The organism is Nocardioides glacieisoli, from assembly GCF_004137245.1.
GTDB lineage: Bacteria > Actinomycetota > Actinomycetes > Propionibacteriales > Nocardioidaceae > Nocardioides > Nocardioides glacieisoli.
This window is the reverse complement of sequence record NZ_SDWS01000006.1, coordinates 58,557-83,866: the sequence shown is the minus strand read 5'-3', so window position 1 is coordinate 83,866 and position 25,310 is coordinate 58,557. Positions and strand designations below refer to the sequence as shown.

The window sequence follows — 25,310 nt, the reverse complement described above, 5'->3', positions numbered from 1 at the left end:
GCCGCACCATGGCACGCACCCCCTCCGCCGCTCAGGTCCTCGGCCACGTCGTCCTCGTGACGGGCAAGGAGGAGTTCGTCTCCGCGCGCACCGTCGCGTCGGTGCGTGACGCCGTGCGCGCCCACGACGCGGAGGCGGAGATCGCCGAGTCGGCCGGCGGTGACCTCACCCTCGCCTCGCTGGGGGAGATGTCCGCACCCTCGCTGTTCTCCTCGATCCGCTGCGTCGTCGTGCGCGGTCTCGAGGACCTCCCCGACGAGTCCGTCGACGGCCTGCTGGCCTACTGCGGCGCTCCGGCCGACGACGTCGCGCTCGTGCTGGTGCACTCGGGCGGCGCCAAGGGGAGCGGTGTGCTCACCAAGCTCCGCAAGCTCGCCGCCGTCACCGAGGTGAAGTCCGAGGAGGTCCGGGCCAGCGAGCTGCCGGGCTTCGTCAGCTCCGAGGTCGCCTCCCACGGCGCGCGTATCGACGCCGACGCCGCGGCCTTCCTCGTGCAGGCGGTGGGCAACGACCTGCGGTCGCTCGCCGCGGCGGCCGACCAGCTCACCAACGACTTCCACGGCGAGCAGCTCACCGTCGAGAAGGTCCAGCGGTACTTCGGCGGCCGCGCCGAGGCGAAGTCGTTCACGGTCGCCGACGCGGCCTTTGCCGGCAAGCGGGCCGTGGCGCTGGAGGAGCTCCGCTGGGCCCTCGACGCCGGTACGTCGCCGGTGCTGGTGACCTCGGCGATGGCGGCCTCCGCGCGCAGCCTGGCGCGCTACCTCGGCTCGCCCCGGGGGGCACGAGAGGCCGACCTCGCCCGCGACCTCGGCGTGCCGCCGTGGAAGGTGCGCACCGTCCGCGACCAGTCGCGCTCGTGGAGCCCCGACGGCATCGCCGCGGCCGTCCGCGCGGTCGCGAACGCCGACGCCGACATCAAGGGCCAGGCCCACGACGCGTCGTACACGCTCGAGCGGCTGGTGCTCACCGTGGCGGGGTTGCGCGACAGCCGCTGACTCTCCTCAAATGCGAAACACCCGCCACGTGGGCGGGTGCTTGCTGGTGAAGCGTTGATCAGGGCGGGGTCAGAGCGACGCGGCCTTCTTGGCGATCGACGACTTGCGGTTGGCAGCCTGGTTGGCGTGGATGACGCCCTTCGAGGCGGCCTTGTCGAGCGCCTTCATCGCGTCGCGACCGGCGGTCACGGCGGTGTCCTTGTCGCCGGCCTCAGCGGCCTCGCGGAACTTGCGCACGGCAGTCTTGAGACGCGACTTGACCGACGCGTTGCGCTGGCGCGCCTTCTCGTTCTGCTTGTTGCGCTTGATCTGGGACTTGATGTTCGCCACGTTGATCCTCGGATGCTCGAACTGGTCTGGAATGGAAGTCTGGTGCTGTCGGCTGCCTGGCAACCCCTCAGTCGGAGCAGAGAGGGTCGGGTGCCGGACACGCAGGGATAAACACTACCGGCAGGCGCGCTGAGCGCCCAAATCGTCTGATGGTCGTGGTGATGCCCTCATCGACCGGTGCGACGGGTGACTGCGGCCAGCATGCGCCGCGACTCCGTGATCCGGAAATCGTTGAGGGTGGGCAGGTTGACGTCGACGGCGATCACCGTCCGCACCGCCATGTGTGCGCCGAAGCCGGCGAGGAAGGCGGTGACCGCGTCGTCGCCCGCCTCCGCGAGCGCGGGGCACGAGCTCGTGGCGACGTCGAACCACGGCTCGTCGACCCGCTCGAGCCGTGCCAGCAGCGCATCGACCCAGGCGGGACCCCGGGCCGTGGTGCCCCAGTCGAGGAAGACGATCTCGCCGCCCGGACGCCGCAGCAGGTTGTCGACGCGGATGTCCCAGTGCACGGGGTCCGGCATCGGCCGCTCGGCGTGCTCGCGCAGCACGCCTGCCCAGTCGTGGGGGTCGGTCCGCAGCCAGCCGGGCACGGGCGTCCCGGGCGGGGCGTCGGCCAGCGCCTCGAGGGACGCCGCCCACTTGCGGAAGACGTCGGACACCCCGATGAGGTCGACTGCGGCCGGAACGCCGCGCTCGCGCAGCACTCCCGATAGGAGGTCGACCCCGGTGAGCACGGCCTCCAGCTCGGCGTCGTCGGCGAAGTCGGGGTGCCGGCCCTCCACGTCCTCGATCAGCAGCGCGACCCACGCGCCGTCGTCGTACGACGCCAGCAGGCGGGCCCACAGGTCGTGCTCGCCGAGGTGGCCGAGGACGGCCACCTCTCGCCGGAAGAGGCGCAGGCTCTCCGCGTTGAGCTCGGCGCCGACCGCCTTGACGAAGGCGCGGGTGCCGTCGGCGCAGGTCACCCGCGTCGCGCAGCCCGGCGACATGCCGCCCACCTGCTCGGCGGTCGCGACGACGGGGGACCCGAGGGTCTCGTCGACCCAGGCGCGCACGGCGGCCGGCACGGCGGCGTACCCGATCCGCACGCCGACGGCGCGCGGAGCGGTCACGACCAGCCCCGGCGCTCCGCCAGCCAGGCCCAGCACACCTCGCCCTGCCAGCGCTGGTGGTCGCGCAGGTGCGGCGAGGTGGGTGGCGAGGGCAGCTCGCCCTGGGCGAAGAAGTAGCCGACGTAGAGCGCGAGGTTGATGTCGAAGGTCTCCGGCGCGACGTCGCGGAGCAGTCGGCGCGACGCGATGACCGCATCGACGTCGATGCCCTCGCCGCGCGGTGCGATCAGGGCTGCGAGGGAGTCGAACCACGCCGCCCCCCGCACCGGCCAGTTCCAGTCGCAGACGAGGGCGCGGCCCTCGGGGTCGATGAGCACGTTGTCGGAGCGGATGTCGGTGTGGACGAGCGTGTCGCCGCCGACCACCTCGGCGTAGCGGCGCGCGAGCGCCTCGGCCTCGGCCAGGTGGGCGGCGTCGAGGTCGGTGCGGGCGGACCGGATCGCGGGCCACCCCTCGACGAGCGGCGCGAACTCCGACTCCGCGGTCTCGAGCGCGAGCCCGTCCGGCGGAGGAGTGACCGCGTCGGCGACCTCCTCGAGCGAGTCGAGGAGGGCGTCGAGCTCCTCGAGCACCCAGGGTCGCTGCGGCGTGCGGGCGGCGACGTACTCGATGCCGAGGACCACCCAGTCGTCGTCGAGGTGCCACTTCAGGCGGGGGGCGGGGACCTCCGGCGGGAGGGCGGCGAGCTTCCGGGCCTCCTCGCGGTAGGAGTCGGCGAACACCCGCTGGGCCTTGACCGATGCGGCCTTCACGAAGTGGCGCGAGCCGTCCTCGCACACCAGCACCGACGCGAAGCCGGGCGTGAAGCCGCTGTTCTGCGTGAGCGCTGACACCACCGGGGAACCGCACCGGCGCTCGATCCACGCCCGCAGGTGCGGCGGGAGGAACGGCCACTCCAGCCGTCGCGCGGTCTTCCCGTGGGGAGGCGGGTACGGCGCGACGCGCGGGGTCGTGGACATGGCGGCATCCTTCCCCACGCGCCACGACGACAACGACCCGATATCTGAGGACGCCGTGGTCGGACTTCACCCCGATCCCGTTCATGCCGTCCTCAGATATCGCGTGGAAGCCGACCGGAGCGACCGTGCAGGATGGCGCCATGCCCGAGCTCGTCCTGCCGACCACGTCCGTCCACGAGTCCTTCCTGGGGGCGATGGACGAGTTCGTCGCCGAGGGTGCGGAGAACAGCCAGACCGCCGCGTGGATCGAGCACAACGCGCCCGGGTGGCAGGACCCGGCCGCGTTCGAGACCTTCGTCGAGGCCGTGAAGGCCGACGCGCTGCTGGACAACCCGCGACCGGACTGGCACGTGCCGTGCACGACGCTCTGGTGGGTCGACGGGGAGGACTACCTCGGCCGCATCGCGATCCGCCACACCCTCAACGACTTCCTCCTCGACGTCGGCGGGCACATCGGGTACGACGTCCGCCCCACGCGGCGCCGCGAGGGCCACGCGACCGCGATGCTGCGGGGAGCGTTGCCGTGGGCGCGTGACCTCGGCATCGACCCCGCCCTGGTGACGTGCGACGACGACAACGTGGGCTCGATCCTGGTGATCGAGGCCGCCAGCGGCGTGATGGAGGACGTCCGCGGCACCAAGCGGCGCTACTGGGTGCCGACCGGCTCCTGAGGGACGGGCGTACGCCGGGTCCGGGTCGCGGCACCCACGCCGATCACCGCCACGACCAGGCCGACCAGCTGGGTGATCGACAGCGTCTCGTCGAGCACCACCCACGCGAGCACGGCCGTCACTGGCGGGCTCAGGAAGAACAGGCTCGCCGCGGCGCCCGAGCCGCCGCGCAGGACCAGCAGGGCGAGCAGCACGAGGCCGACGATCGAGTTGACGATCGCCAGGAAGAGCACCGACACGACCGCCTGGCGGGTGTCGGTGACCGGCCACGCGCCCTCCGTCGTCCAGCCGAGGACGAGCAGGGGAGGGGCGGACACCGCGAACTGCACGGCCGCCGACCACAGCAGGTCGGGCTGCGCACCGATCCACCGCTGGCCGAGCGTGCCGAGGCTCAGCGTGAGCATGCTGAGCACGCCGATGAGGACCGCCCACGGGCCGCCGGCGTGGCCGAGGTCGGAGCCGAGGACGATCAGCACGCCGACGACGCCGAGGACGAAGCCGCCGACCTGCAGCGGCGAGATGCGCTCGCCGAGCAGGACCGCGGCGAAGAGCGCGGTCAGCACCGGGCTGAGGGCGTGGAAGAGCGAGGCGAGGGTGGCGCCGAGGCCGAGGTCGAAGGCGACGTACATCATCCCGAACATCAGCGCGTTCATCACCAGCCCCACCGCGGCGACGCGGACCAGCGTGGCGCGGTCCATCCGGGACGGCCGGCGCAGCGCGATCGCCAGTCCGGCCGCGAGCACCGCCGCGATCGTGAAGCGCCAGCCCAGCACGGAGAAGGGGGCCGCGGCGTGCACGGCCGCCGGGCCGGAGATGTAGCCCGAGGACCAGACGAGCACGAAGGCCGCTGCGGGGACCAGGGGAAGGGTCATTCCGGTCCGAGGGGCCACCGCTGCACGCTAGCGTCCGGCCACGAGCGACCGACCGGCGGCGCCGTCGCCGGTTCGGTGAGCCACGACCCGCGTGGGAGAATGCCGAGACCCCGCCGCCGTACAGCTGAAAGCAGTCCGTGAGCCTCAAGAACGCGCCGCAGCCTGGCTCGACCGACCCGTCGATCATCCGCAACTTCTGCATCATCGCGCACATCGACCACGGCAAGTCGACGCTGGCTGACCGCATGCTCCAGCTCACCGGCGTCGTCGACGAGCGGTCGTCGCGCGCGCAGTACCTCGACCGGATGGACATCGAGCGCGAGCGCGGCATCACGATCAAGAGCCAGGCCGTGCGCCTCCCGTGGACCGTCCCGGCGGACAACGCCGAGGGCGCCGAGGCCGGGATGTACGTCCTCAACATGATCGACACCCCCGGCCACGTCGACTTCACCTACGAGGTGTCGCGCAGCCTCGAGGCGTGCGAGGCCGCCGTGCTGCTGGTCGACGCCGCGCAGGGCATCGAGGCACAGACCCTCGCCAACCTCTACCTCGCCATGGGCGCCGACCTCCACATCATCCCGGTGCTCAACAAGATCGACCTGCCGAGCGCCAACGTGGAGAAGTACGCCGCCGAGCTCGCCGGCCTGGTCGGCTGCGAGCCCGAGGATGTCCTCCTCACGAGCGCCAAGACCGGCGTCGGCGTGGAGACGCTGCTCAACGAGATCGTTAAGCAGACCCCGCCGCCCGTCGGCGACGCCGACAAGCCCCCGCGGGCCCTCATCTTCGACTCGGTCTACGACACCTACCGCGGCGTCGTCACCTACGTCCGCGTGATCGACGGCAAGCTCAGCCACCGTGACCGGATCAAGATGATGTCGACCAACTCGGTGCACGAGATGCTCGAGGTCGGCGTGATCAGCCCGGAGCCGGTGAAGGCGATGGAGATCGGTGTCGGCGAGGTCGGCTACCTCATCACCGGGGTGAAGGACGTCCGCCAGTCGCGGGTCGGCGACACCGTCACCTCGCAGCACCACGGCGCGACGGAGCCGCTCGGCGGCTACAAGCACCCCAACCCGATGGTCTACGCCGGGCTCTACCCGATCGACGGCGACGACTACCCGACGCTCCGCGACGCCCTGGAGAAGCTCCAGCTCAACGACGCCGCCCTGACCTACGAGCCCGAGACGTCCAGCGCACTCGGCTTCGGCTTCCGCTGCGGCTTCCTCGGCCTGCTCCACATGGAGATCACCCGCGACCGCCTCGAACGCGAGTTCAACCTCGACCTGATCTCGACCGCGCCCAACGTGGTCTACGGAGTCGTCATGGACGACGGCACCGAGCACGTCGTGACCAACCCGAGCGAGTACCCCGACGGCAAGGTCGCCGAGGTGCGCGAGCCGGTCGTGAAGGCGACGATCCTCGCCCCGTCCGACTACATCGGCACGATCATGGAGCTCTGCCAGCTCAAGCGGGGCAACCTGAAGGGGATGGACTACCTCTCCGAGGACCGAGTCGAGATGCGCTACACGCTGCCGATGGGCGAGATCGTCTTCGACTTCTTCGACCAGCTGAAGTCGCGCACCAAGGGCTACGCCTCGCTCGACTACGAGCGCTCGGGCGAGCAGGCCGCCGACCTGGTCAAGGTCGACATCCTGCTCCAGGGCGAGCCGGTCGACGCGTTCAGCGCGATCGTGCACAAGGACGCCGCCTACTCCTACGGCGTGATGATGGCCGGCAAGCTCAAGGACCTCATCCCGCGCCAGCAGTTCGAGGTGCCGATCCAGGCCGCCATCGGTGCGCGCGTGATCGCCCGCGAGACGATCCGCGCGATCCGCAAGGACGTCCTGGCCAAGTGCTACGGCGGCGACATCAGCCGCAAGCGCAAGCTGCTCGAGAAGCAGAAGGCCGGCAAGAAGCGGATGAAGAACATCGGCTCCGTCGAGGTCCCGCCGGAGGCGTTCGTCGCCGCGCTCGCGACCACGCAGCCGGCGGAGAAGTCCGGAAAGAAGTGATCGTCCGCGCCGCCGACGTGCGTGCGGAGCCCTGGGCCAACGGCGGCGGCACGACGCGGGAGCTCGCGCGCGCCGACGACGGCTCGTGGCGGATCAGCCTGACCGACATCGGCTCGGACGGTCCCTTCTCCGTCTTTGCCGGCCGGCACCGCGTGCTCACGGTCGTCGACGGCCCGGTGCTCGACCTCGACGTCGAGGGCGAGCCCCACGTCGTCGAGCCGCAGCGACCCTTCGCCTTCTCCGGTGACGCCAGAGTCGTCGCATCGGTGCCCGAGGGGCCGGTGCAGGCGCTCAACGTCGTCGTCGACCCGGCGGTCGTGCGGCCCTTCGTGACGGTCCTCGAGCTCGGCCGCGGCTCGGCGCTGCCGCTCGCCACCGACCAGGCGTCGTACGTCCTCACGGGCGAGCAGGCGGGCTGCCTGCTGCAGGGGCCTGGCGAGGTGGTCGGGCGCTGCACGGTCGCCGTGGTCACGCTCGAGCGCGCCTGACCTGTCCCTGACCCATCCGCTGCCGCGGCGGCAGCGAAGCACCGGCATGCGCCTCGACGACCGGCTGCGGGTGGAGCTGATGCGTGCCACCGCGCGCTTCACGGTGTCGTACGGCGACGACCTCGGGTTCGCCGGCCGCGAGCTGCCGGCGCCCGAGCGGATCCGGGTGCCCACGCGGCACGGCAGGGTCACGGTCTTCCTCTACCGTCCGGCGCCCGGCCCGCTCCCGGTCCACGTGCACCTCCACGGGGGCGCGTTCCTGATGCGCCACCCGGCCATGGACGACTGGTGGTGCCGCTACGTCGCCGCGACGGCCGGCGTGGTGGTGGCCAACGTCGACTTCGAGGTCGCGCCGCGCGTGACCTACCCCGTCGCGCAGCACCAGGCGCACGACGTCGCGGCGGCGCTGGCCGCCGACGGCACGCCCGTCTCGGTGGGCGGCTTCAGCTCGGGCGGCGGACTGGCTGCCTCGGTGGCGCTGCAGGCGCGCGACTCCGGGTCGTTCGCACCGACGCTGCAGGTGCTCGGCATCCCGGCCCTCGACCTGTCGGCCGAGCCGCGCGACGGCGACCCCGGGATGATCTCGCCCGCGCTGCGCCGGCTGGTGCGCCGGGTCTACCTCCCCGACCCGGCGACCCGCCTCGAGCCGTACGCCTCGCCGCTGCTCGCGCCGGACCTCAACGGTCTGCCGCCGGCGGTGGTGCTCACGGCGGAGCGCGACGTCCTGCGGGCGGAGGGCGATGCGTACGCCGACCGCCTGCGCGCCGCGGGCGTGCGCGTGGTCCACGACGTGACCCCCGGCGTCGACCACTACTTCCTCACCGAGGACCCGGTCCGGGCCCGCACGACGATGGCGATGGTCGCCGCCGAGATCCGCGCGACTACACCAGCTCGCGGGTGATCGTCACCGACGAGACGGTGATGCCGAGGACGGCCTCGAGCGCGGCTACGGGCTCGTCGAGCTCGTCCTTGCGGGGCCGGCGGGTGCGGGAGAACCAGGTGACGTCGAGCGGTCGCGTGCGTGCGGTGCCGGCGGCCCGCCAGTAGCCGGTGATCCGCCCGTCGACGAGCATCGGCGGCAGCAGCATCCCGTTGGTCTCGTTCCACAGCCGGCGGTGGTGCTCGGGCGTCGCGAAGCGGTCGCGCGCCTTGGAGTCGTAGCCGCACAGCAGCGCGTCGAACTCCGGCAGCAGGCGTACGCCGGGGAGGTCCCGCGGCGGCGGCGCGCCGGGCAGGTCGACGTACGCGCGCCCCTCGGGTCCGTCCTCCTCGACGAGGTCGAGGCCGTCGAGGGCCTCCTCGACGACGCGCAGCGGCACTCCCGACCACCAGGCGACGTCCTGGCGCGACGACGGTCCGTGGCTGGCCAGGTGGAGGCGGACCACGTCGGCCATCGTGGCCGTTCGCGTGCGGTCGAAGGTGGCGTAGAGCGGCTTGCCCTGCCCCTCCCACTTCTCGCCCGACGCCGGGCGCCGGACGAGCCCGCCGTGGCCGAAGGCGAGGTAGCGGCCGGGTGCGGTCTCCGCCGCGTCCTGGGTCGCGGGGGAGTGCTCGCCGAGCCACGCGACGAGGTGCAGCCGCAGCTCCTCGGGCGTGCGCCACTCACGGGCGTGGTCCTCCATCGAGTCCCACAGGTCGGCGATCTGGTCGTCGGTGATGCCGAGCACCCGCGCCCAGCGCGGGTGCTGCCCGACGCGGGTGGCCTCGGCCAGCACGCTGTAGTGCTCCGGGCTCGCGGTGTGGACGGTGCCGCGGATCGTGCTGCCGCGCACGATCGCCCCGGCGGCGTACGCCTCGGTGACCTGCGCATGGGTCGTGCCGGGGAAGCGGGCGGCCAGGCCGAGGAACGCCGAGCGCGCGGTCTGGGTCTGCATGGGGCCGACGGCGCCGACCGCGGCCGTGACGTCGAGTACCGCCTCCGGGAACTGCCTCCCCAGGGCCCGCCCGGCCAGGTCGTCCCACGAGAGCACCACCCGCTGCACGCTAGTGGCACGAGGATGGTGGGGACACCCCCGGTAGCGGTTGACTGGGGACATGGCCCTCACCCTGCGCGCGAGCCGCAGCATCCCCGTCCCCGTCGGTGAGGCGTACGCCGCCGTGCTGCCGATGCCCCTGCCGATGGTCTTCAGTCGTCGCTACCTGGCGCTGCCGCCGATCAAGGAGGTCCGCGACCAGGACGGCGAGTGGGGGACGGTGGGCCAGACCCGCACGATCGTCCTGGCCGACCGCGGCACCATGCGCGAGACCCTGACGAGCGTCACGCCCGGCGCCAGCTTCGGCTACGACATCACCCCGGTCACCGGTCCGTTGAAGCCGCTCGTCGTCGCGGCGCAGGGCCTGTGGTCGTTCGCCCCGGCCGGGAACGGGGTCGAGGTGTCCTGGCAGTGGATCCTCGAACCGACACGGGCCGGCGTCCTGGTGATGCCGGCGTTGGGCCGTATGTGGCAGGGCTACGCGCGTCAGGCCCTCGAGGAGGTCGAGAAGGCACTGCTCGCCGGCTGAGCGGAGAGCGGGTCAGCCGCGCATCGCGCCGCCGGAGCGGCCGTAGGACTCGGCGACGATCTCGGCGACCACCGACAGCGCGATCTCGCCCGGGGCCTTGCCGCCGAGGTCGAGGCCGGCCGGCACGTGCAGCGTGCTGACGTCGACGCCCTCGGCCACGAGCTCCTCGACCAGGCCGGCCGCACGGGACCGGCTCGCCATCATCGCGACGTAGACCGCCTCCGAGGCCAGGGCGGCCCTGAGCACCGCCGGCGCGTCCGGGGCGTCGTGGTCGCAGAGGACGACGGCGTCGCCCTGCTGGACGTGCAGCCCCGGGCCGCCGTCGTCGGCCGACTCGACCAGGACGGTGCGCCCGACGGTCGAGGCGATGGCGGCGATGCACCGGGCGATGGGGTTGTCACTGAGGACCAGCACCCGCCCCCGCTGCACCGGCTCGGGGATCCACGCCTGCTGACGTTCCGTCATGCGTGCCAGCCTAGGGTCAGGGCGTGCCTGTCACCATCCCTCCGGGCCTCCTCGCCCAGCAGGCCCTCGGCGAGGACTGGGCGCGCTGGCTGCACGGGCTCCCGCGCCTGGCCGACGACCTGCTCGCCGACTGGCGGCTGACGGCCGTTGCCGACGCACTGCACGGGTACTGCTCGCTGGTCGTCCCGGTGGTGGACGCCGACGGGGTGCCGGGTGGTCTCAAGGTCACCTTCGACGGCGACGACGAGTCGCTGCACGAGGGCCTGGCGCTCCAGCACTGGGGTGGGCGCGGTGCCGTGCGACTGCGGCGCTCGGACCCGCATCGCCGCGCCCTGCTCCTCGACTGGCTGCCCGGGCCCGACCTCGGCGACGCGTGGGACGTCGAGGCCTGCGAGGTCGTCGGCTCGCTCTACCCCCGTCTCCACCTCCCGGCGCTCCCGCAGCTGGCCACCGTCGCGTCGTACGTCGAACGGTGGCTGCGCGAGCTCGACGAGCTGGGCCGCGACATCCCGATCCCGCGACGCTACGTCGAGCAGGCGCTGGGCCTCGGGTCCGACCTGCTGGCCGACCCCGGACCGTCGGTGGTGGTGCACGGCGACCTGCACTACGCCAACGTGATGGCCGACGCAGCAGGGGAGTGGCTGGCCATCGATCCCAAGCCGATGGCGGGCGATGCCCACTACGAGCCGGCGCCGATGCTCTGGAACCGGATGGACGAGCTCAGTGGCCCCGGCGCGGTCGGCTCGGTGCGGGACGGGCTGAGGCGCCGCTTCCACGCGCTGCTCGACGCGGCCGGCCTCGACGAGGACCGGGCGCGGGACTGGGTCGTCGTACGGATGGTCGTCAACGCCGGCTGGTCGGTGCAGGACGCCAGGCGCGCGGACCGCCCGCTGGACGCCGACGAGCGCGACTGGATCACGAAGTGCATCGCGATCACCAAGGCCGTGCAGGACTAGGTCGGCTGGGCCGAAAGTCGCAACCTTCGACGTGTTTCGAGCCAATTGGCGGCGATTGCTACCACCCGGTAACGCTAGTGATCTAGGTTACAGCCAAGTCAGCAGTACGCCCCCGCTGTGTGTCGCTGTCGCGCCACGCTCCGACGAATGAGTAGGTAACAGATGCCGACCACAATCGACACGGCCTTCCTCGACACGATGCCGGCCAACGTGGCCGTCCAGTTCTTCGACCGCGTCGCCAAGACGCCGGACGCCGAGGCCTTCCGCTTCCCGCGTGGGGAGGCATGGGAGTCCGTCACCTGGAAGCAGGTCGGCGACAAGGTCGAGGCACTCGCCGCAGGCCTGATCGCGCTGGGCATCGAGCCCGAGCAGCGCGTCGGGATCGCCTCCGGCACGCGCTACGAGTGGATCCTGGCCGACCTCGCGGTGATGTGCGCCGCGGGCGCCACCACGACCGTCTACCCGAGCACCAACGCCGAGGACGTGGCCTACATCCTCGGCGACTCGGAGAGCCGGGTGGTCTTCGCCGAGGACGACGACCAGATCAAGAAGCTCACCGACCACCGCGCCGAGCTGCCGCACATCTCCAAGGTCGTCACCTTCGACGGCAAGGGTGACGGCGACTGGGTCATCACGCTCGACGACCTGGCCGAGCTCGGTGCGGCGAAGCTCGCCGAGGAGCCGAACGTCGTCAAGGCGGCGTCGGAGGCGGTCACACCCGACCAGCTCGCGACCCTGATCTACACCTCCGGCACCACCGGCCGCCCCAAGGGCGTCCGCCTGCGCCACAAGTCGTGGGTCTACGAGGGCGAGGCCATCAAGGCCCAGAAGATCCTCGACGAGTCCGACCTGCAGTTCCTGTGGCTGCCGATGGCCCACTCGTTCGGCAAGGTGCTCCTCTCGACCCAGCTCGCCTGCGGCTTCGCGTCCGCCGTCGACGGTCGCGTCGAGAAGATCGTCGACAACTGCGCCGCGGTGAAGCCGACGTTCATGGGTGCCGCGCCGCGCATCTTCGAGAAGGCCTACGGCCGGATCCAGACCATGCAGGCGGCCGAGGGTGGCGCCAAGGAGAAGATCTTCCACAAGGCGTTCGCGGTCGGCCTCGAGGTCGACCGGCTCAAGCGCGAGGGCAAGTCGGTGCCGCTGCCGCTCAAGCTCCAGCACGGCCTCTTCGACAAGCTCGTCTTCAGCAAGGTGCGCGAGCGCTTCGGGGGACGGGTGCGCTTCTTCATCTCCGGCTCCGCCGCCCTCAACCGGGAGATCGCCGAGTGGTTCAACGCCGCCGGCATCGTGATCCTCGAGGGCTACGGCATGACGGAGAACTCCGCGGGCGCCACGGTCAACCACCCCGACCGCAACCGCATCGGCACCGTCGGACCGGCGCTTCCCGGCGCCGAGGTCAAGATCGGTGAGGGCGACGAGGTCATGCTCCGCGGCCCGCACGTCATGGAGGGCTACCACAACCTGCCCGAGGAGACGGCCAAGACGCTGACCTCCGACGGCTGGCTGCACACCGGAGACAAGGGCTCGCTGGACGCCGACGGCTACCTCACGATCACCGGTCGCATCAAGGAGCTCTTCAAGACCTCCGGCGGCAAGTACATCGCCCCCCCGGCGATCGAGTCGAAGTTCAAGGCGATCTGCCCCTACGCCGGCCAGTTCATGGTCTTCGGCAGCGAGCGCAACTACGTCGTCGCGCTCATCACGCTCGACCCCGACGCGATGGCCGGCTGGGCCGCCGAGAACGGCATGGAGGGCAAGTCCTACACCGAGGTCGTCCAGAGCGACGAGGTGCACAAGATGGTCAGCGACTACGTCGACGAGCTCAACGGCCGGCTCAACCGCTGGGAGACCATCAAGAAGTGGAAGCTGCTCGACCACGACCTCAGCATCGAGTCCGGTGAGCTCACCCCCTCGATGAAGGTCAAGCGCAACGTCGTGGAGGACAACCACAAGGCGCTGATCGACGGGATGTACGCCTGACGCACCACGTACGACACGCGCGGGGGCCGGTGGGTGACCACCGGCCCCCGCTGCGCGTCTGCGTGGTTGGATGACGACCGTGCCCCCCGCCCAACCCGACGGCGACGTCGCGCCCGAGGACGGCCTGCTCCCCGACGAGGCGTGGGCCGAGTTCGGCCGTCGGCCCTTCGGCCTCTACGTGCACGTGCCGTTCTGCAGCGTGCGCTGCGGCTACTGCGACTTCAACACCTACACCGCCCACGAGCTCGGCGACGAGGTCGGCGCCAGCCGGTCGTCGTACGCCGAGGCGGCGATCCGCGAGATCCGGTTCGCCCGCCACGTGCTGGGCCACCGCGACGTCAAGATCGACACGATCTTCTTCGGAGGAGGTACGCCGACGCTGCTGAAGCCGTCCGACCTCGGCGCGGTCTTGGCGAGCGCGGCGGCCGAGTTCGGCCTGGCCGACGACGTCGAGATCACGACCGAGGCGAACCCCGACAGCGTTGCCGCGTGGGACCTGCAGGAGCTGCGGAGCGCCGGCTTCAACCGGATCAGCTTCGGCATGCAGTCGGCGGTCGACCACGTGCTGCGCACCCTCGACCGCACCCACGACCCGATGCGCGTCCCTGCCGTCGTCGACTGGGCGCGGCAGGCGGGCTTCGACGACGTCAGCCTCGACCTCATCTACGGCACGCCCGGCGAGTCGGTCGCCGACTGGGAGACCTCCGTCGAGGCGGCGCTGGCGTGCAAGCCCGACCACGTGTCGGCCTACTCCCTGATCGTCGAGGAGGGCACCGCGATGGGCCGGCAGGTCGCGCGCGGCGAGCTGCCGATGCCCGACGAGGACGACCTGGCCGACAAGTACCTGCTGGCCGACGAGCGCTTCTCGGCCGCCGGGCTCGAGTGGTACGAGGTGTCCAACTGGGCGACCTCGCCCGACCACTGGTGCCGGCACAACCAGCTCTACTGGACCGGCGGCCACTGGTGGGGCGTCGGCCCGGGCGCGCACTCGCACGTCGGCGGGGTGCGCTGGTGGAACGTCAAGCACCCGGCGGCCTACGCCGAGCGGCTGGCCCGCGGCGTCTCGCCCGCCCTGGCCCGCGAGGTCCTCGGCTACCGCGACCAGAAGGTCGAGCGCATCCTGCTCGAGATCCGCCTCGTCGAGGGGCTGCCGGTCACCGCGCTCGACGCCCCCGGCCGCTCCCACATCGCCCGCCTCGTCGCGGACGGCCTCGTCGACCTCGTCGCCGAGCGGCTGGTCCTCACGCTGCGTGGGCGGCTCCTCGCGGACGCGATCGTCCGCGACCTCGTCGACTGAACCAGCGCGCCCGTCAGGGCGCGGTGGTGAAGTCGATGAGCTCCTCGACCCGACCGAGCAGGGCGGGCTCGAGGTCGGCGAACGAGGTCACCCGGCCGAGGATGTGCTTCCATGCGCGGGCGATGTCGGCCTGGTTGCGGTGGGGCCAGCCGAGCTGCTGGCAGGTGCCGGTCTTCCAGTCGATGCCCTTGGGCACCGCCGGCCACTGCGCGATGCCGAGCCGCTCGGGCTTCACGGCCTGCCAGACGTCGATGAACGGGTGCCCGACGACCAGGACGTGCTTGCCGACGGGGGAGCGGGCGATGCCCTGGGCGATGCGCGCCTCCTTCGACCCCGGCACGAGGTGGTCGACGAGGACGCCGACGCGCCGCTGCGGGCCGGGCCTGAAGTCGCGCAGGTGGTCGGCGAGGTCGTCGACGCCGCCGAGGTACTCCACGACCACGCCCTCGATCCGCAGGTCGTCGCCCCAGACCTTCTCGACGAGCTCGGCGTCGTGGCGGCCCTCGACGAAGATCCGGCTGGCGCGGGCGACGCGTGCCTTTGCGCCGTGCACGGCGACCGACCCCGACGCCGTACGGGTGGGCGCCGCAGGTGCGCCCGAGCGGACCGGTCGGGTGAGGATCACCGGCTTGCCCTCGAGCAGGAAGCCCGGCCCGAGCGGGAACGTACGCCGCTTGCCGCGGCGGTCCTCCAGCGTGAGGGTGTCGATGTCGCGGTCGACGGCGACGACCTCGCCGCACCAGTCGGTGGTGATCTCCTCGACGACCATGCCGATCGCGGTCGGCACCTCCACGGCACGACCGTTGCGCGGGGCTTTCCAGTCACCCGAGAGGACGTCGGTTCCGTAGCGATCGAGAGGCACCGCACTACGGTAGGGATCCACACACGATCTCGGGGGAGGCCACGCCGTGACCACGCGCGCGACCATGCAGGACACCACGCACCGCACCACGACTCAGGGGCGCTGACCCGTGGCGCGCACTGGACGACCCACCCAGCAGTCCGCGATCGGCAAAGCGTTCGGGGGTCGCAGCGGCTTCGTGTCCGAGGAGCTCGACCGCCGCGACCGGTCGGATCCGCAGGGCCGGTCGATGAGCCGTTGGGAGCGGTCCGCTGCCCGGCAGTCGTGGGACGACGCCTCGAACCACTACGAGGAGTACGCCGACGAGAACCGCTTCCGCGTCGGGCGGCTGCTGCCGTCCTACGAGCTCCTCGTCGCGATCGCCATCGTGCTCGTCTTCGTCGGCGGCTACGCGGCGTTCATCGCCTTCCTCGCCCTGACGCGCTGACGCGGGTCAGCCGGCGGGAGGTCCGTCGGACTGGTCAGACTCGTCGTCGACGTCCTCGTCCGAGTCGCTCGACGACTCGACCGGCGGGTTCCCCAGGTCCTCCTGGGTCGCGTCCATCTCGAGCTCGTCGCGGTCCTTGGTCTCCTCCGCGTCCGGGTCGAGGGGCTCGGCCAGCGGGTTGTCCTCGCCCGGCTGGAGGTCCTCGGGCAGCTGGTCGTCGGAGATCCCGCCGAGCGTCGCCTCGTCGGGGGACTGCGTGCCACCGGAGTGGTCGGCGTCGGCCTCGCTGGTGGTGCTGGAGGACGTCGGGGTGTCGGTCGACTGGCTGTCTGGATCCTGGGGGTTCTCGCTCATGCACCAGTCCTACCGACCCCCGCAAGGGGCGTCCAGCCCCCTCCGGGTGTGGCTCAGCAGAGGCCCGCGTGCAGGTGGGACCGCAGGGCAGCGCCGAGCTCCTCGGGCGAGGAGGCCGTGCGGAGGAAGTCGAGCCGCTGCACGTGGGCGCCGGCGTCGTCGAGCCAGGACACGTCGACCCCCGACGGGTCGATCCGCACCAGGCTGGCCGCGAGCAGGGTCTGGAGCGGAAGGCCCAGCGTGGCGGTGAGGGCCGTGCGCAGCTCCTGCTCGTGCGCGTCGCTGGCGTGCTCCGCCGTGCGCTGGAGGTAGCCGGGGTTGAGCACGTGCTCGCGGTCGCGGTACCTCGCCACCTCGACGGTCACCGGTCGGTCGTCACAGAAGAGCGTCACCCGTGACGGTTCGAGCGCGACGAGCGACCGCGGGTCGCCGCAGCAGGTGCAGCCGGTGCCGCGCCGGACCAGCGCACCCTGCAGGTAGAGCTCGAGCCGGCGTCCTCCGGAGGCCGCGGTCGCGAGCGCGCTGGTCACCTCGACCACCCCCGTCGCGCCGCTGCGGGTCGCCGTGAGCAGGGCGGACGTGTCGGAGGCGCTGAACACCGGGGAGCCGTGGACGTCGCACGTGACCTCGTAGTCCTCGTCGTCCAGCGTCCGGGCCTGGCTGCTCACCCGCAGGGTGATCGCCTCGGGGCAGGACAGCACGCTGCGGGCGTATCGGGCCGCGTCGACGGGGATCATGCATCCTCCATGGTTAGGTAAGGCAACCCTAACTCATGGTGCTCGTTCAGATGAGGGGCAACCGCTTCTGGCTGCGCGGGAGGTGCTCGTAGCCGAGGCGTACGGCGCTCTCCAGCAGGGCGCGGTCCCACGGCCACTCACCCTCGGCCAGGGCCTGCGACTGGGGCACGCCGCGGGAGGCGAGGTCGCGGATGGTCTCGGCGATCACGCCCAGCTCGACCCGCTGGGCCTGCACGAAGTCCTTGTCGACGACCTGCCCGTGGCCCGGGACCACGACGGTCGCGTCGGTCATCAGGCTGATCACCAGGTCGAGGGTCGTGGGCCACTCGAGCGGCCACGAGTCGTCACCGATGAACGGCGGGTCCGACTCCTCGACGAGGTCGCCACCGAGCAGCACGTCGGCGTCGGGAATCCTCACGACGAGGTCGCCCGAGGTGTGCCCGCGGCCGGGGTGGATCAGCTCGACCGCGCGGTCGCCGAGGTCGAGCTGGACGGCCGAGGAGAAGGGGTGGGTCGGCAGGTGGAGCGTCGTGGCCAGGATCTCCTCGCGACGGGGGTGGTCGGTGGCCTGCTCGTAGTGCTCGAAGGTGCGGCCGGCGGAGGCCTCGATGTGGTCGCGCGCCCACTCGGTGGCGTGAATGGGCATCTCGCCGAACTGCTCGACCATCGTCGCGTTGCCGAAGTGGTGGTCCCAGTGCTCGTGGGTGTTGACCAGCCCGGTGAGCGGGCCTGCGCCCAGTCGTCGTACGTCGTCCGCCACGACGCGTGCGGCCTCGGCCGAGCCGTGCGTGTCGACCATCAGCAGCCCGTCGGAGCCGCCGACCAGGGTGATGTTGACGTGCATCCAGTCGTAGTGGGCCACCCAGACCCGCGGCGCGACCTCGGTGAACCGGGAGCTGGTGTCGGGCATGCGTCGGACCCTACGGGCTGCTTGTAGAGTTGGCACTCCGATCACACGAGTGCCAGCGATCGCGAGCAAGGAGGGTTCCCATGGTCGACGACCGCAAGCTCGACGTGCTGCGCGCGATCGTGGAGGACTACGTCGCGACCGAGGAGCCCGTCGGCTCCAAGGCGCTCGTGGAGCGGCACGGCCTCGGTGTCTCGCCGGCCACCGTCCGCAACGACATGGCGGCGCTGGAGGAGGAGGGCTACATCCACCAGCCCCACACCAGCGCCGGGCGGGTGCCGACCGACAAGGGCTACCGGCTCTTCGTCGACAAGCTCGCCACCCTCAAGCCGATGAGCACGGCGGAGCGCCGCGCGATCTCGACCCTCCTCGACGGCGCCGTCGACCTCGACGACGTCGTGCAGAAGTCGGTCCGGCTGCTCAGCCAGTTGACCCGCCAGGTGGCGATCGTCCAGTACCCCACGCTGTCCCGTTCGACGGTCCGCCACGTCGAGCTCGTCGCCCTCACGCCCACGCGGGTGATGCTGATCCTGATCCTCAGCACCGGCCGGGTCGAGCAGCGCCTCGTCGAGCTCGAGTCGGCGCTCGCCGAGGCCGACCTCGCCGAGCTCCGGGTCGCGGTCAACCGCGCCACGGCCGGCGTCCAGATCGCCGCCGCCGCGGCCGCGCTCGCTGACCTGCCCGACGTCGTACGCCCCGAGCAGGGCGAGACCACCCGCGCGGTCGTGACCGTGCTGGCCGAGGCGATGTCCGACCACCGCAGCGACGAGCGCGTCGCCGTGAGCGGCACCGCCAACCTCGCGCGCTACGGCGACTTCGACACCGCCGTGCGCCCCCTCCTCGAGGCGCTGGAGGAGCACGTCGTGCTGCTCAAGCTGCTGGGGGAGTCGGGCGTCGACGCCGTCACGGTGCGCATCGGGCACGAGGGCCCCTACTCCGAGCTCGCCTCTAACAGCGTCGTGGCCACCGGCTACGGACCGCAGGAGCTGCACCTCGGCTCGCTCGGCGTGGTCGGACCGACCCGCATGGACTACCCCGGATCCATGGCTGCCGTACGCGCCGTCGCGCGCTACGTCTCCCGGATCCTCGATGAAGGAAACCAGTGACCCAGGACCCCTACGAGATCCTCGGCGTCTCCCGCGATGCGAGCGCCGACGACGTCAAGAAGGCCTACCGCAAGCTGGCCCGCCAGCTGCACCCCGACGTCAACCCGGATCCGGACACGCAGGAGCGCTTCAAGGACGTCTCGCGCGCCTACGAGGTGCTCAGCGACCCGCAGAAGCGAGCGGCGTACGACCGGGGCGGCGACGCCTTCAGCCAGGGCTTCGGCGGTGCCGGCCAGGGCTTCTCGTTCACCGACATCATGGACGCGTTCTTCGGCGGCGGTGCGGCCGCCGGCGGCGCCTCGCGCGGTCCCCGCTCGCGGGCCCGTCGCGGCCAGGACGCCCTCGTCCGCCTCGACGTCGCGCTGGCCGACGCGGCCTTCGGCGTCACCCGCGACCTCAAGGTCGACACGGCGCTGACCTGCGAGGCCTGCCACGGTGAGGGCACCGCGCCCGGCACCTCGCCGATCGCCTGCGAGACCTGCCACGGCCAGGGCGAGGTCGCCGTCGTGCAGCGCTCGTTCCTCGGCGAGATCCGCACGCTCCGCCCATGCGCGGCGTGCCGCGGCTACGGTTCGATCATTCCCGACCCGTGCCGCGAGTGCTCGGGCGACGGCCGGGTCCGCTCGCGTCGGACGCTGACCGTCAAGATCCCGGCCGGCGTCGACCACGGCACGCGGGTGCAGCTCGCCGGCCAGGGCGAGGTCGGCCCCGGCGGCGGTCCCGCCGGCGACCTCTACGTCGAGATCCACGTCGAGCCGCACCCGACCTTCACCCGCCACGGCAACGACCTCCACACGACGGTCTCGCTGCCGATGACGGCCGCCGCGCTGGGCACCCAGCTGACGCTCCCGCTCCTCGAGGCCGACCTGGCGTCGTCGGCAGAGACCCCCGACGGCGAGAAGCCGGTGACGACGTACGACCTCGAGGTCCGTCCCGGCACCCAGTCGGGCAGCGAGCAGGTGAAGCGCGGCTTCGGCGTGCCGAGCCTCCGCGGTGGTCGTGGCGACCTCGTGGTCAGCATCAAGGTCGACACCCCGACGCGGCTCGACCCGCGCCAGGAGGAGCTCCTCCGCGAGCTGGCCGCGATCCGCGGCGAGGAGTCGCCGGACGGCCAGAACGAGGCACCGACCAGGGGGATGTTCGGCCGGCTCCGCGACGCCTTCCAGGGCTGAGCCATGTCCTTGCCGGTCCACCTCGTCGAGTCCCTGGCCGGCGTCGCGCCCGGCTCGGTCGTGGAGGTCACCGGCGACGAGGCGCACCACGCGGTCGCCGTACGCCGGCTGCGCGAGGGCGAGCAGGTCGTGCTGACCGACGGGCTCGGGACCTCCGTCACCGGCTCGGTCGCGTCGACCGGCAAGCGCGTCTTCACCGTCACCGTCGAGTCGGTGACGCACGACGACCGTCCCGCACCGGCGATCACCGTCGTCCAGGCCCTGCCCAAGGGCGACCGCGGCGAGCTCGCGGTCGAGGTGCTGACCGAGGTCGGCGTCGACCGCATCGTGCCGTGGGCAGCGTCGCGCTCGGTGGCGGTCTGGAAGGGCGAGCGCGCCACGAAGTCGCACGCGAAGTGGCAGGCCACCGCGCGCGAGGCGGCGAAGCAGTCGCGCCGGTCGTGGCTGCCGACCGTCACGACCCTGGCCTCGACCGCCGACCTCGCACCGCTCGTCGAGGCGGCCGACCTCGCGGTCGTGCTGCACGAGGACGCCACCGACCCGCTCAGCGCGGTCGACGTGCCGACCTCCGGCCGGATCGTCGTGGTCGTCGGCCCCGAGGGCGGGATCTCGCCCGCGGAGCTCGAGGCCCTCACGGCTGGGGGAGCGCGGAGCGTACGACTGGGCGCCGAGGTGCTGCGCACGTCGACCGCAGGCGTCGTCGCCGTCGCCGCGCTGCTCTCGCGCACCGACCGCTGGCGCTGACTACTTCGCTGGTTGAGGTGCGAGGAGCGCCAGCGACGAGCCTCGAAACCAGTGCCGGCCGTGGTTTCGAGGCTCGCTGCGCTCGCACCTCAACCACCGAGGAGCGGGTCAGTCGACGACCGTGATCCGCCGGGTGTCGGTGTCGAACGTCCCGTCGGGGTTGGTCACGGAGACGACGACGTCGTAGACGCCCGGCTGGATGTCGCCGAGGTAGAGGTCCACGTTGAAGGGTGAGAGCGTGGAGTCGGCCGGGTCGAGGTCGAACTTCACGTCGCGCAGCACGGGGGTGCCCTCCCGCAGCTTGACCCGGACCGAGATGCGATCGTCCTCGCTGAGGCCGACGCCGGCGATGGTGAGAGCCCTCCCCACGCGGATCGTCCGCCCCTCCGACGGCTCGGACAGGGAGACGTGGGCCAGCACCTCGAGGTCTGACCCTGCCGCCAGCGGCTCGGAGGTCGGCACGCCGAGGACCTGGTCGGTGCGGGCGTCGTTGAGCAGCAGCTGGACAGGGATCCGGCCCTGGCCGAACGAGCCCTGCGCGGTGCGGACGACCTGCTCGATCGCCAGCCAGGCCTCGGCCTCGGTCATCCCCGCCGGCCGGTCGTGCAGGTCTCCCTCGAGCGTCACGGTGATGAGCTCCTCGTGCATCTCGTACGCGCCGGACACGGCACCCGCAGGCCACAGGGAGCGATAGTCGGGATCCTGCGACGTGCCGCTCAGTGCCGCGTCGAGGGCGAAGGTCTCCGCCGACATCGGGCCGGTGCCCCGCTGGAACTCGCGGTAGAGCCGCGGCCCCGACGGGGTGTCGCCGACAAAGTAGACGGGCACGGCACGCGACGTGGCCGGGTTCGGCTCGGTCGGTGTGGACGTGGCCGTCGACTCATCCGCCGGGCCCGGCTCGGAACCGCGGGGTCCACCTCCGGTGCTCAGCGCCAGCGCCGTCACCACCGACGCGGCGACGAGCCCGACGCCGCCGGCGGTCCACCACCCCCGGTGAGTACGCCGTCCGCTGTCCGCGGTCGCGGCGCGGATCGTGTCGAGCCGGTCTTCGGGCTCGACGCCATCGGTGACCTCGTGGAGCAGGTCCCTGATCGTGGCCGAGTTCGAGGGGCTGCTCATGACGGGTCCTCCCACCAGTCGCCGAGGAGGTCGCGCAGCGCGGCGCGTCCCCGGTGTGCGTGTGCCTTGACCGCGCCGCGGCTGATGCCGAGCGCGTCGGCTATCTGCGTCTCCGACCAGTCCAGGTAGTGCTGCAGCACGAGCACCTCGCGCTGCCGGTCCGAGAGCTGGAGCAGCGCTTGCTGCACCGCGTCGCGGCGGGAGCCGACGAGGCTCGGGCCGTCGGCGACGACGTCGGCGTGCGCGGTGTTCCGTGCGTGCCGCTCCACGACGACGCGGTGCCGCAGCGCCGAGCGCGAGCGGTTCACCACGGCCTGACGGAGGTAGGCGAGTGCCTTGTCGGGGTCGCGCAGCCGCGACCACTTGCCGTGCATCGCGACGAACGCGTCCTGCACGACGTCCTCGGCGGACGCCTGGTCGTGCACCAGCAGGACGGAGAGGCGGACGAGCTGGCGCCAGTGGGCGGCGTACAGCTGCTCGACCGCCGTGTCGGCGTCGGCCCCGACGAGGCGGACGATCGCTGGCGGGGACTCGGCCACGGGCCTCCCTCGTCGTCCGGTCAGGATGGTCATGCAGTGGGACGCCCCAGGGAGCCCGCCGGTTGACGGCTACTCGACGGTGATCGTCTTGGTGTCGATCGCCGGTCCGTTGCCCTCGGCGCCGCCGGACGGGTCGTCGGTCTCGCACTGGACGACGACCTCGCCGCTGATGCCCTCGAGCGGGAAGTCCACCTCGAACGGGAAGAGCCGGTCCTCCATCCAGCCCTCCGACTGGTAGCCCTGGAGCACCATCTCGACGCCGTCGACCAGCAGCCGGCACGGCCCGGCGGCCTCGAACGAGTTGGCCACCCCGGTCACGGTCAACGTGCCGTCGGTGATGGTGGCGCCCTCCTCGGGCGAGGTGATGTTGACGAGGTTGAGGGTCTCGAGCGCGCTCGCCTGCTCGTAGGGCACGTCGGAGGCCAGCCCGAGGAGCGGGACGTCCGAGCCCTCGCGCTGGAACTGGATCGGGATGCGCTCCTGCTGCACGCCCTGCAGCGTGTAGACCAGCTGCTGCATCGCCAGCTCGGCGTCGCGCTTCGTCATCCCGTCCGGGCGCTCGGTGAAGCCGTCGCCCGGGACCTGCACCAGCAGGATCCCGTCGGTCGCGCCGACGTCGGCGACCTCCATCTGGGGCCAGAGGGTGCGGTAGTCGGGGTCGTCGGGCTGGCCGTCGCCCATCACGAGCCGGGCGGCCTCGGTCAGCGGGTTGCCCTGCACCCGGTGGAACTCGCGGAACAACCGCGGCTCCCCGCCCGGACCGTCGCCGACCCAGTAGATCGGGACAGTGGTGCCGTCGTCGTCGGTCGGCGACGACGTGGGAGTCTCGCTCGGCTCGGCCGACGGCTTCGGCTTGTCCGTGCCCTGGGTGGCGGGCTCGTTGGTGTCGCCCGAGGCCGGCACCGTGTCGTCGTTGCCGCACCCAGCGAGGGCGAGGGTGCAGAGCAGGACGACGACGGCGGACGCGCCCGCCCGTCGGCGTACGGACGGGCGGCGAGCGGGGAAGGTCATGTTCATCACGGTAGTTGGACGAGCGGGCCAGTCATTCGGTTACACGCCGCGCGCCCACGCCCTAGGCTGAGAGGATGAGCACCGTTGCGCCCGACTGCGTCTTCTGCAAGATCGTCGCGGGCGACATCCCGGCCGAGGTGCTCGGTCGCAGCGCCGAGGCCATCGCCTTCCGCGACCTCAACCCGCAGGCGCCCTTCCACGTGCTCGTGGCGCCGCTCGACCACCACGAGAACGCCGCGGCATCCGCCGCCGCCGACCCGGCGAGCCTCGGCCACGTCGTGGCGCTCGCCGACGAGGTCGCGCAGGAGGCCGGCAACGCCGACTACCGGATGATCGTCAACACCGGCGCGGGTGCCGGCCAGACGGTGTTCCACACCCATGTCCACGTGCTCGCCGGGTCGACCGGCATGACGGAGGCCCTGGTCTGATGTCCCGCACCCGTCGCACCGCCATCCACCGCACCGTCGCAGCGCTCCTCGCCACCGGACTGCTGACCCTGTCGGCGTGCGCGGGCGGAGGCGGCTCCGACGACGACAGCGCCACCCAGCCTCCCGACGCCTCGCAGAGCGCAGACAGCAGCGCCGAGGCCAGCCCCGACGAGCAGGTCACCCAGGGTCATGACGGCCACCGGGTGAAGCCGGCCAAGGCGCGTCCGCTGCGTGCGGGCGAGACGCGTACGACGATCGCGATGCCCGGCAGCTACACGCCGTCCGCGCCCTACGGCACCGGCACGGACGACTACCGGTGCTTCCTGCTCGACCCGGAGCTCGCCAAGCCGGCCTGGCTCACGGGGACCCAGATCCTGCCCGGCAATCCCGAGGTCGTGCACCACGTCATCCTCTTCCAGGTCCCGCCCGAGCAGGTCGCGGCGGCGGAGGCCAAGGACGAGGCCGAGGACGGCGAGGGCTGGACGTGCTTCGGCGGCACCGGCCTCGACCGCTTCCAGAACGTCGACCAGTCGCCGTGGATCGGCGCCTGGGCACCGGGCGGCAAGGAGTCGGTGACCAAGCCCGGCTTCGGCATCCGTCTCGCCACGGGCAGCCGGATCGTCATGCAGGTCCACTACAACCTGCTCGCCGGGCAGGAGCCCGACACCTCCGCCGCGCAGCTGCGTCTCGCACCCGCGAACCGGAACTACGAGGCCCTCAGCACCATGCTCCTGCCGGCGCCCGTCGAGCTGCCGTGCCGCCCGAAGCACGACGACGGCGAACTGTGCGACCGCGACGCGGCCGTGGCCGACGTCAAGGAGCGCTTCGGCGCCGAGGGCAACACCGCCGACCTCCTCCACCTCCTGTGCGGCGGCAGGCCGGAGCCCGGCCAGACGCAGTCGTGCCTCCGCACCCTGTCGGAGCCGATCACCATCCACGGCGTCGCGGGCCACATGCACCTGCTCGGCCGCTCGATCAAGATCGAGGTCCGACCGGGGACGCCGCAGGCGCAGACCGTCCTCGACATCCCGGTCTGGGACTTCGACGACCAGGGCAGCCGCCCCATCGAGCCGATCACGCTCCAGCCGTTCGAGCAGGTCAAGGTCACGTGCACCCACGTCCAGTGGCTGCGCGACAAGCTCCCGGCCTTCGAGGGCCAGCCCGACCGCTACGTCGTGTGGGGCGAGGGCACCACCGACGAGATGTGCCTCGGCATGCTGCAGGTCACCCGCCCCTGAGCCGTCGTCGCTGGAGGGTCACCA

The 25,310-nt window shown here is 72.0% G+C and carries 28 protein-coding genes; 15 read left to right on the top strand and 13 right to left on the bottom strand.

Annotated elements, in window-relative coordinates:
* Positions 1-8: 8 nt before the first annotated feature.
* Positions 9-995: a DNA polymerase III subunit delta gene (holA, locus tag EUA06_RS13870; protein WP_129476816.1), complete on the top strand. Its 987-nt coding sequence runs from the start codon at positions 9-11 to the stop codon at positions 993-995.
* A 69-nt stretch (positions 996-1,064) separates the two neighbouring features.
* Here holA and rpsT read toward each other — a convergent pair whose 3' ends face one another.
* The 3 genes from rpsT to EUA06_RS13855 all read right to left on the bottom strand — a co-directional run bounded on the left by rpsT (position 1,065) and on the right by EUA06_RS13855 (position 3,396).
* Positions 1,065-1,325, bottom strand: coding sequence for a 30S ribosomal protein S20 (gene rpsT / locus EUA06_RS13865; protein ID WP_129476814.1), 261 nt, complete (start codon positions 1,323-1,325; stop codon positions 1,065-1,067).
* A gap of 167 nt (positions 1,326-1,492) precedes the next feature.
* Positions 1,493-2,437: an aminoglycoside phosphotransferase family protein gene (locus tag EUA06_RS13860; protein WP_129476812.1), complete on the bottom strand. Its 945-nt coding sequence runs from the start codon at positions 2,435-2,437 to the stop codon at positions 1,493-1,495.
* Positions 2,434-3,396, bottom strand: a complete 963-nt coding sequence (locus tag EUA06_RS13855) for a phosphotransferase (RefSeq protein ID WP_129476810.1) — start codon at positions 3,394-3,396, stop codon at positions 2,434-2,436. Before EUA06_RS13855 ends, EUA06_RS13860 begins: the two co-directional genes overlap by 4 nt.
* A gap of 140 nt (positions 3,397-3,536) precedes the next feature.
* Here EUA06_RS13855 and EUA06_RS13850 point away from each other — a divergent pair, with 140 nt between their 5' ends.
* On the top strand, positions 3,537-4,067 hold the full coding sequence (locus EUA06_RS13850) for a GNAT family N-acetyltransferase (RefSeq protein ID WP_129476808.1): 531 nt from the start codon (positions 3,537-3,539) through the stop codon (positions 4,065-4,067).
* Here the strand turns inward: EUA06_RS13850 and EUA06_RS13845 are convergent.
* On the bottom strand, positions 4,043-4,957 hold the full coding sequence (locus EUA06_RS13845) for a DMT family transporter (RefSeq protein ID WP_129476806.1): 915 nt from the start codon (positions 4,955-4,957) through the stop codon (positions 4,043-4,045). The two genes, EUA06_RS13850 and EUA06_RS13845, sit on opposite strands and share 25 nt — an antisense overlap.
* A gap of 119 nt (positions 4,958-5,076) precedes the next feature.
* Here EUA06_RS13845 and lepA point away from each other — a divergent pair, with 119 nt between their 5' ends.
* Genes lepA through EUA06_RS13830 form a run of 3 tightly spaced genes read left to right on the top strand, consistent with a single transcriptional unit; the run spans position 5,077 to position 8,340 of the window.
* Positions 5,077-6,951 carry a translation elongation factor 4 gene (gene lepA / locus EUA06_RS13840; protein WP_129476805.1) on the top strand — a complete coding sequence of 625 codons (1,875 nt, stop codon included), beginning with the start codon at positions 5,077-5,079 and terminating at the stop codon, positions 6,949-6,951.
* Positions 6,948-7,439: a HutD/Ves family protein gene (locus EUA06_RS13835; protein ID WP_129476803.1), complete on the top strand. Its 492-nt coding sequence runs from the start codon at positions 6,948-6,950 to the stop codon at positions 7,437-7,439. The genes lepA and EUA06_RS13835 overlap by 4 nt, the downstream gene beginning before the upstream one ends.
* A 46-nt stretch (positions 7,440-7,485) precedes the next feature.
* Positions 7,486-8,340, top strand: a complete 855-nt coding sequence (locus EUA06_RS13830; protein ID WP_129476801.1) for an alpha/beta hydrolase fold domain-containing protein — start codon at positions 7,486-7,488, stop codon at positions 8,338-8,340.
* Here the strand turns inward: EUA06_RS13830 and EUA06_RS13825 are convergent.
* On the bottom strand, positions 8,321-9,412 hold the full coding sequence (locus tag EUA06_RS13825) for a winged helix DNA-binding domain-containing protein (RefSeq protein WP_165354395.1): 1,092 nt from the start codon (positions 9,410-9,412) through the stop codon (positions 8,321-8,323). The two genes, EUA06_RS13830 and EUA06_RS13825, sit on opposite strands and share 20 nt — an antisense overlap.
* 61 nt (positions 9,413-9,473) lie before the next feature.
* On the opposite strand from EUA06_RS13825, the gene EUA06_RS13820 reads away from it, so the two are divergent.
* Positions 9,474-9,941 carry an SRPBCC family protein gene (locus tag EUA06_RS13820; protein WP_129476797.1) on the top strand — a complete coding sequence of 156 codons (468 nt, stop codon included), beginning with the start codon at positions 9,474-9,476 and terminating at the stop codon, positions 9,939-9,941.
* Positions 9,942-9,953: 12 nt separating this feature from the next.
* Here EUA06_RS13820 and EUA06_RS13815 read toward each other — a convergent pair whose 3' ends face one another.
* Positions 9,954-10,406: an XdhC family protein gene (locus EUA06_RS13815; protein WP_129476795.1), complete on the bottom strand. Its 453-nt coding sequence runs from the start codon at positions 10,404-10,406 to the stop codon at positions 9,954-9,956.
* A 23-nt stretch (positions 10,407-10,429) separates the two neighbouring features.
* Here EUA06_RS13815 and EUA06_RS13810 point away from each other — a divergent pair, with 23 nt between their 5' ends.
* The 3 genes from EUA06_RS13810 (at position 10,430) to hemW (ending at position 14,642) form a co-directional block, all read left to right on the top strand.
* Positions 10,430-11,362 carry an aminoglycoside phosphotransferase family protein gene (locus tag EUA06_RS13810; protein WP_129476793.1) on the top strand — a complete coding sequence of 311 codons (933 nt, stop codon included), beginning with the start codon at positions 10,430-10,432 and terminating at the stop codon, positions 11,360-11,362.
* 162 nt (positions 11,363-11,524) lie between these two features.
* Complete coding sequence (locus EUA06_RS13805; protein ID WP_129476792.1) at positions 11,525-13,345, top strand: AMP-dependent synthetase/ligase; 1,821 nt, start codon at positions 11,525-11,527, stop codon at positions 13,343-13,345.
* 79 nt (positions 13,346-13,424) lie between these two features.
* A complete protein-coding gene (gene hemW / locus EUA06_RS13800) occupies positions 13,425-14,642 on the top strand; it encodes a radical SAM family heme chaperone HemW (RefSeq protein WP_207208371.1) in 1,218 nt (405 codons plus the stop codon).
* A gap of 13 nt (positions 14,643-14,655) precedes the next feature.
* Here hemW and EUA06_RS13795 read toward each other — a convergent pair whose 3' ends face one another.
* A complete protein-coding gene (locus EUA06_RS13795) occupies positions 14,656-15,504 on the bottom strand; it encodes a DUF3097 domain-containing protein (protein ID WP_242498156.1) in 849 nt (282 codons plus the stop codon).
* Positions 15,505-15,613: 109 nt separating this feature from the next.
* Here EUA06_RS13795 and EUA06_RS13790 point away from each other — a divergent pair, with 109 nt between their 5' ends.
* The gene (locus EUA06_RS13790) at positions 15,614-15,931 is read left to right on the top strand and encodes a hypothetical protein (RefSeq protein ID WP_129476786.1); all 318 of its coding nucleotides are present in this window, start codon (positions 15,614-15,616) and stop codon (positions 15,929-15,931) included.
* 6 nt (positions 15,932-15,937) lie between these two features.
* Here the strand turns inward: EUA06_RS13790 and EUA06_RS13785 are convergent, their stop codons facing one another.
* The 3 genes from EUA06_RS13785 to EUA06_RS13775 are packed head-to-tail and all read right to left on the bottom strand — an operon-like array spanning position 15,938 to position 17,932.
* Positions 15,938-16,285, bottom strand: a complete 348-nt coding sequence (locus EUA06_RS13785; protein ID WP_129476784.1) for a hypothetical protein — start codon at positions 16,283-16,285, stop codon at positions 15,938-15,940.
* Positions 16,286-16,338: 53 nt separating this feature from the next.
* Complete coding sequence (locus EUA06_RS13780; protein WP_129476782.1) at positions 16,339-17,022, bottom strand: hypothetical protein; 684 nt, start codon at positions 17,020-17,022, stop codon at positions 16,339-16,341.
* A gap of 46 nt (positions 17,023-17,068) precedes the next feature.
* A complete protein-coding gene (locus tag EUA06_RS13775; protein WP_129476780.1) occupies positions 17,069-17,932 on the bottom strand; it encodes an MBL fold metallo-hydrolase in 864 nt (287 codons plus the stop codon).
* Between the two features lie 80 nt (positions 17,933-18,012).
* Here EUA06_RS13775 and hrcA point away from each other — a divergent pair, with 80 nt between their 5' ends.
* The 3 genes from hrcA to EUA06_RS13760 are packed head-to-tail and all read left to right on the top strand — an operon-like array spanning position 18,013 to position 20,951.
* Entirely contained in the window at positions 18,013-19,035 is a 1,023-nt protein-coding gene (gene hrcA, locus EUA06_RS13770; RefSeq protein WP_129476778.1) for a heat-inducible transcriptional repressor HrcA, read from the top strand.
* Positions 19,032-20,207: a molecular chaperone DnaJ gene (gene dnaJ / locus EUA06_RS13765; RefSeq protein ID WP_129476775.1), complete on the top strand. Its 1,176-nt coding sequence runs from the start codon at positions 19,032-19,034 to the stop codon at positions 20,205-20,207. Before hrcA ends, dnaJ begins: the two co-directional genes overlap by 4 nt.
* A 3-nt stretch (positions 20,208-20,210) precedes the next feature.
* A complete protein-coding gene (locus tag EUA06_RS13760) occupies positions 20,211-20,951 on the top strand; it encodes a 16S rRNA (uracil(1498)-N(3))-methyltransferase (RefSeq protein ID WP_129476772.1) in 741 nt (246 codons plus the stop codon).
* A gap of 108 nt (positions 20,952-21,059) precedes the next feature.
* Here the strand turns inward: EUA06_RS13760 and EUA06_RS13755 are convergent, their stop codons facing one another.
* From EUA06_RS13755 to EUA06_RS13745, 3 genes are all read right to left on the bottom strand, one after another.
* Positions 21,060-22,070 (bottom strand): GerMN domain-containing protein, encoded by a 1,011-nt coding sequence (locus EUA06_RS13755; RefSeq protein ID WP_129476769.1) that lies wholly within the window; start codon positions 22,068-22,070, stop codon positions 21,060-21,062.
* Entirely contained in the window at positions 22,067-22,609 is a 543-nt protein-coding gene (locus EUA06_RS13750; protein ID WP_242498155.1) for a SigE family RNA polymerase sigma factor, read from the bottom strand. Before EUA06_RS13750 ends, EUA06_RS13755 begins: the two co-directional genes overlap by 4 nt.
* A 69-nt stretch (positions 22,610-22,678) precedes the next feature.
* Positions 22,679-23,620, bottom strand: a complete 942-nt coding sequence (locus EUA06_RS13745) for a Gmad2 immunoglobulin-like domain-containing protein (protein WP_165354394.1) — start codon at positions 23,618-23,620, stop codon at positions 22,679-22,681.
* 74 nt (positions 23,621-23,694) lie between these two features.
* Between EUA06_RS13745 and EUA06_RS13740 the strand changes: the two genes are divergently transcribed.
* Positions 23,695-24,048: an HIT domain-containing protein gene (locus EUA06_RS13740; protein WP_129476761.1), complete on the top strand. Its 354-nt coding sequence runs from the start codon at positions 23,695-23,697 to the stop codon at positions 24,046-24,048.
* A complete protein-coding gene (locus tag EUA06_RS13735; protein ID WP_129476759.1) occupies positions 24,048-25,286 on the top strand; it encodes a hypothetical protein in 1,239 nt (412 codons plus the stop codon). Before EUA06_RS13740 ends, EUA06_RS13735 begins: the two co-directional genes overlap by 1 nt.
* Positions 25,287-25,310: the final 24 nt, after the last annotated feature.

Bases quoted from the DNA above. Each gene is read 5' to 3' on its own strand.
- holA (WP_129476816.1), top strand. From the start codon at position 9: ATGGCACGCACCCCCTCCGCCGCTCAGGTCCTCGGCCACGTCGTCCTC.
- EUA06_RS13855 (WP_129476810.1), bottom strand. From the start codon at position 3,396: ATGTCCACGACCCCGCGCGTCGCGCCGTACCCGCCTCCCCACGGGAAG.
- EUA06_RS13850 (WP_129476808.1), top strand. From the start codon at position 3,537: ATGCCCGAGCTCGTCCTGCCGACCACGTCCGTCCACGAGTCCTTCCTG.
- EUA06_RS13830 (WP_129476801.1), top strand. From the start codon at position 7,486: ATGCGCCTCGACGACCGGCTGCGGGTGGAGCTGATGCGTGCCACCGCG.
- EUA06_RS13820 (WP_129476797.1), top strand. From the start codon at position 9,474: ATGGCCCTCACCCTGCGCGCGAGCCGCAGCATCCCCGTCCCCGTCGGT.
- EUA06_RS13815 (WP_129476795.1), bottom strand. From the start codon at position 10,406: ATGACGGAACGTCAGCAGGCGTGGATCCCCGAGCCGGTGCAGCGGGGG.
- EUA06_RS13805 (WP_129476792.1), top strand. From the start codon at position 11,525: ATGCCGACCACAATCGACACGGCCTTCCTCGACACGATGCCGGCCAAC.
- EUA06_RS13785 (WP_129476784.1), bottom strand. From the start codon at position 16,285: ATGAGCGAGAACCCCCAGGATCCAGACAGCCAGTCGACCGACACCCCG.
- EUA06_RS13780 (WP_129476782.1), bottom strand. From the start codon at position 17,022: ATGATCCCCGTCGACGCGGCCCGATACGCCCGCAGCGTGCTGTCCTGC.
- EUA06_RS13775 (WP_129476780.1), bottom strand. From the start codon at position 17,932: ATGCCCGACACCAGCTCCCGGTTCACCGAGGTCGCGCCGCGGGTCTGG.
- hrcA (WP_129476778.1), top strand. From the start codon at position 18,013: ATGGTCGACGACCGCAAGCTCGACGTGCTGCGCGCGATCGTGGAGGAC.
- EUA06_RS13760 (WP_129476772.1), top strand. From the start codon at position 20,211: ATGTCCTTGCCGGTCCACCTCGTCGAGTCCCTGGCCGGCGTCGCGCCC.
- EUA06_RS13755 (WP_129476769.1), bottom strand. From the start codon at position 22,070: ATGAGCAGCCCCTCGAACTCGGCCACGATCAGGGACCTGCTCCACGAG.
- EUA06_RS13745 (WP_165354394.1), bottom strand. From the start codon at position 23,620: ATGACCTTCCCCGCTCGCCGCCCGTCCGTACGCCGACGGGCGGGCGCG.
- EUA06_RS13740 (WP_129476761.1), top strand. From the start codon at position 23,695: ATGAGCACCGTTGCGCCCGACTGCGTCTTCTGCAAGATCGTCGCGGGC.
- EUA06_RS13735 (WP_129476759.1), top strand. From the start codon at position 24,048: ATGTCCCGCACCCGTCGCACCGCCATCCACCGCACCGTCGCAGCGCTC.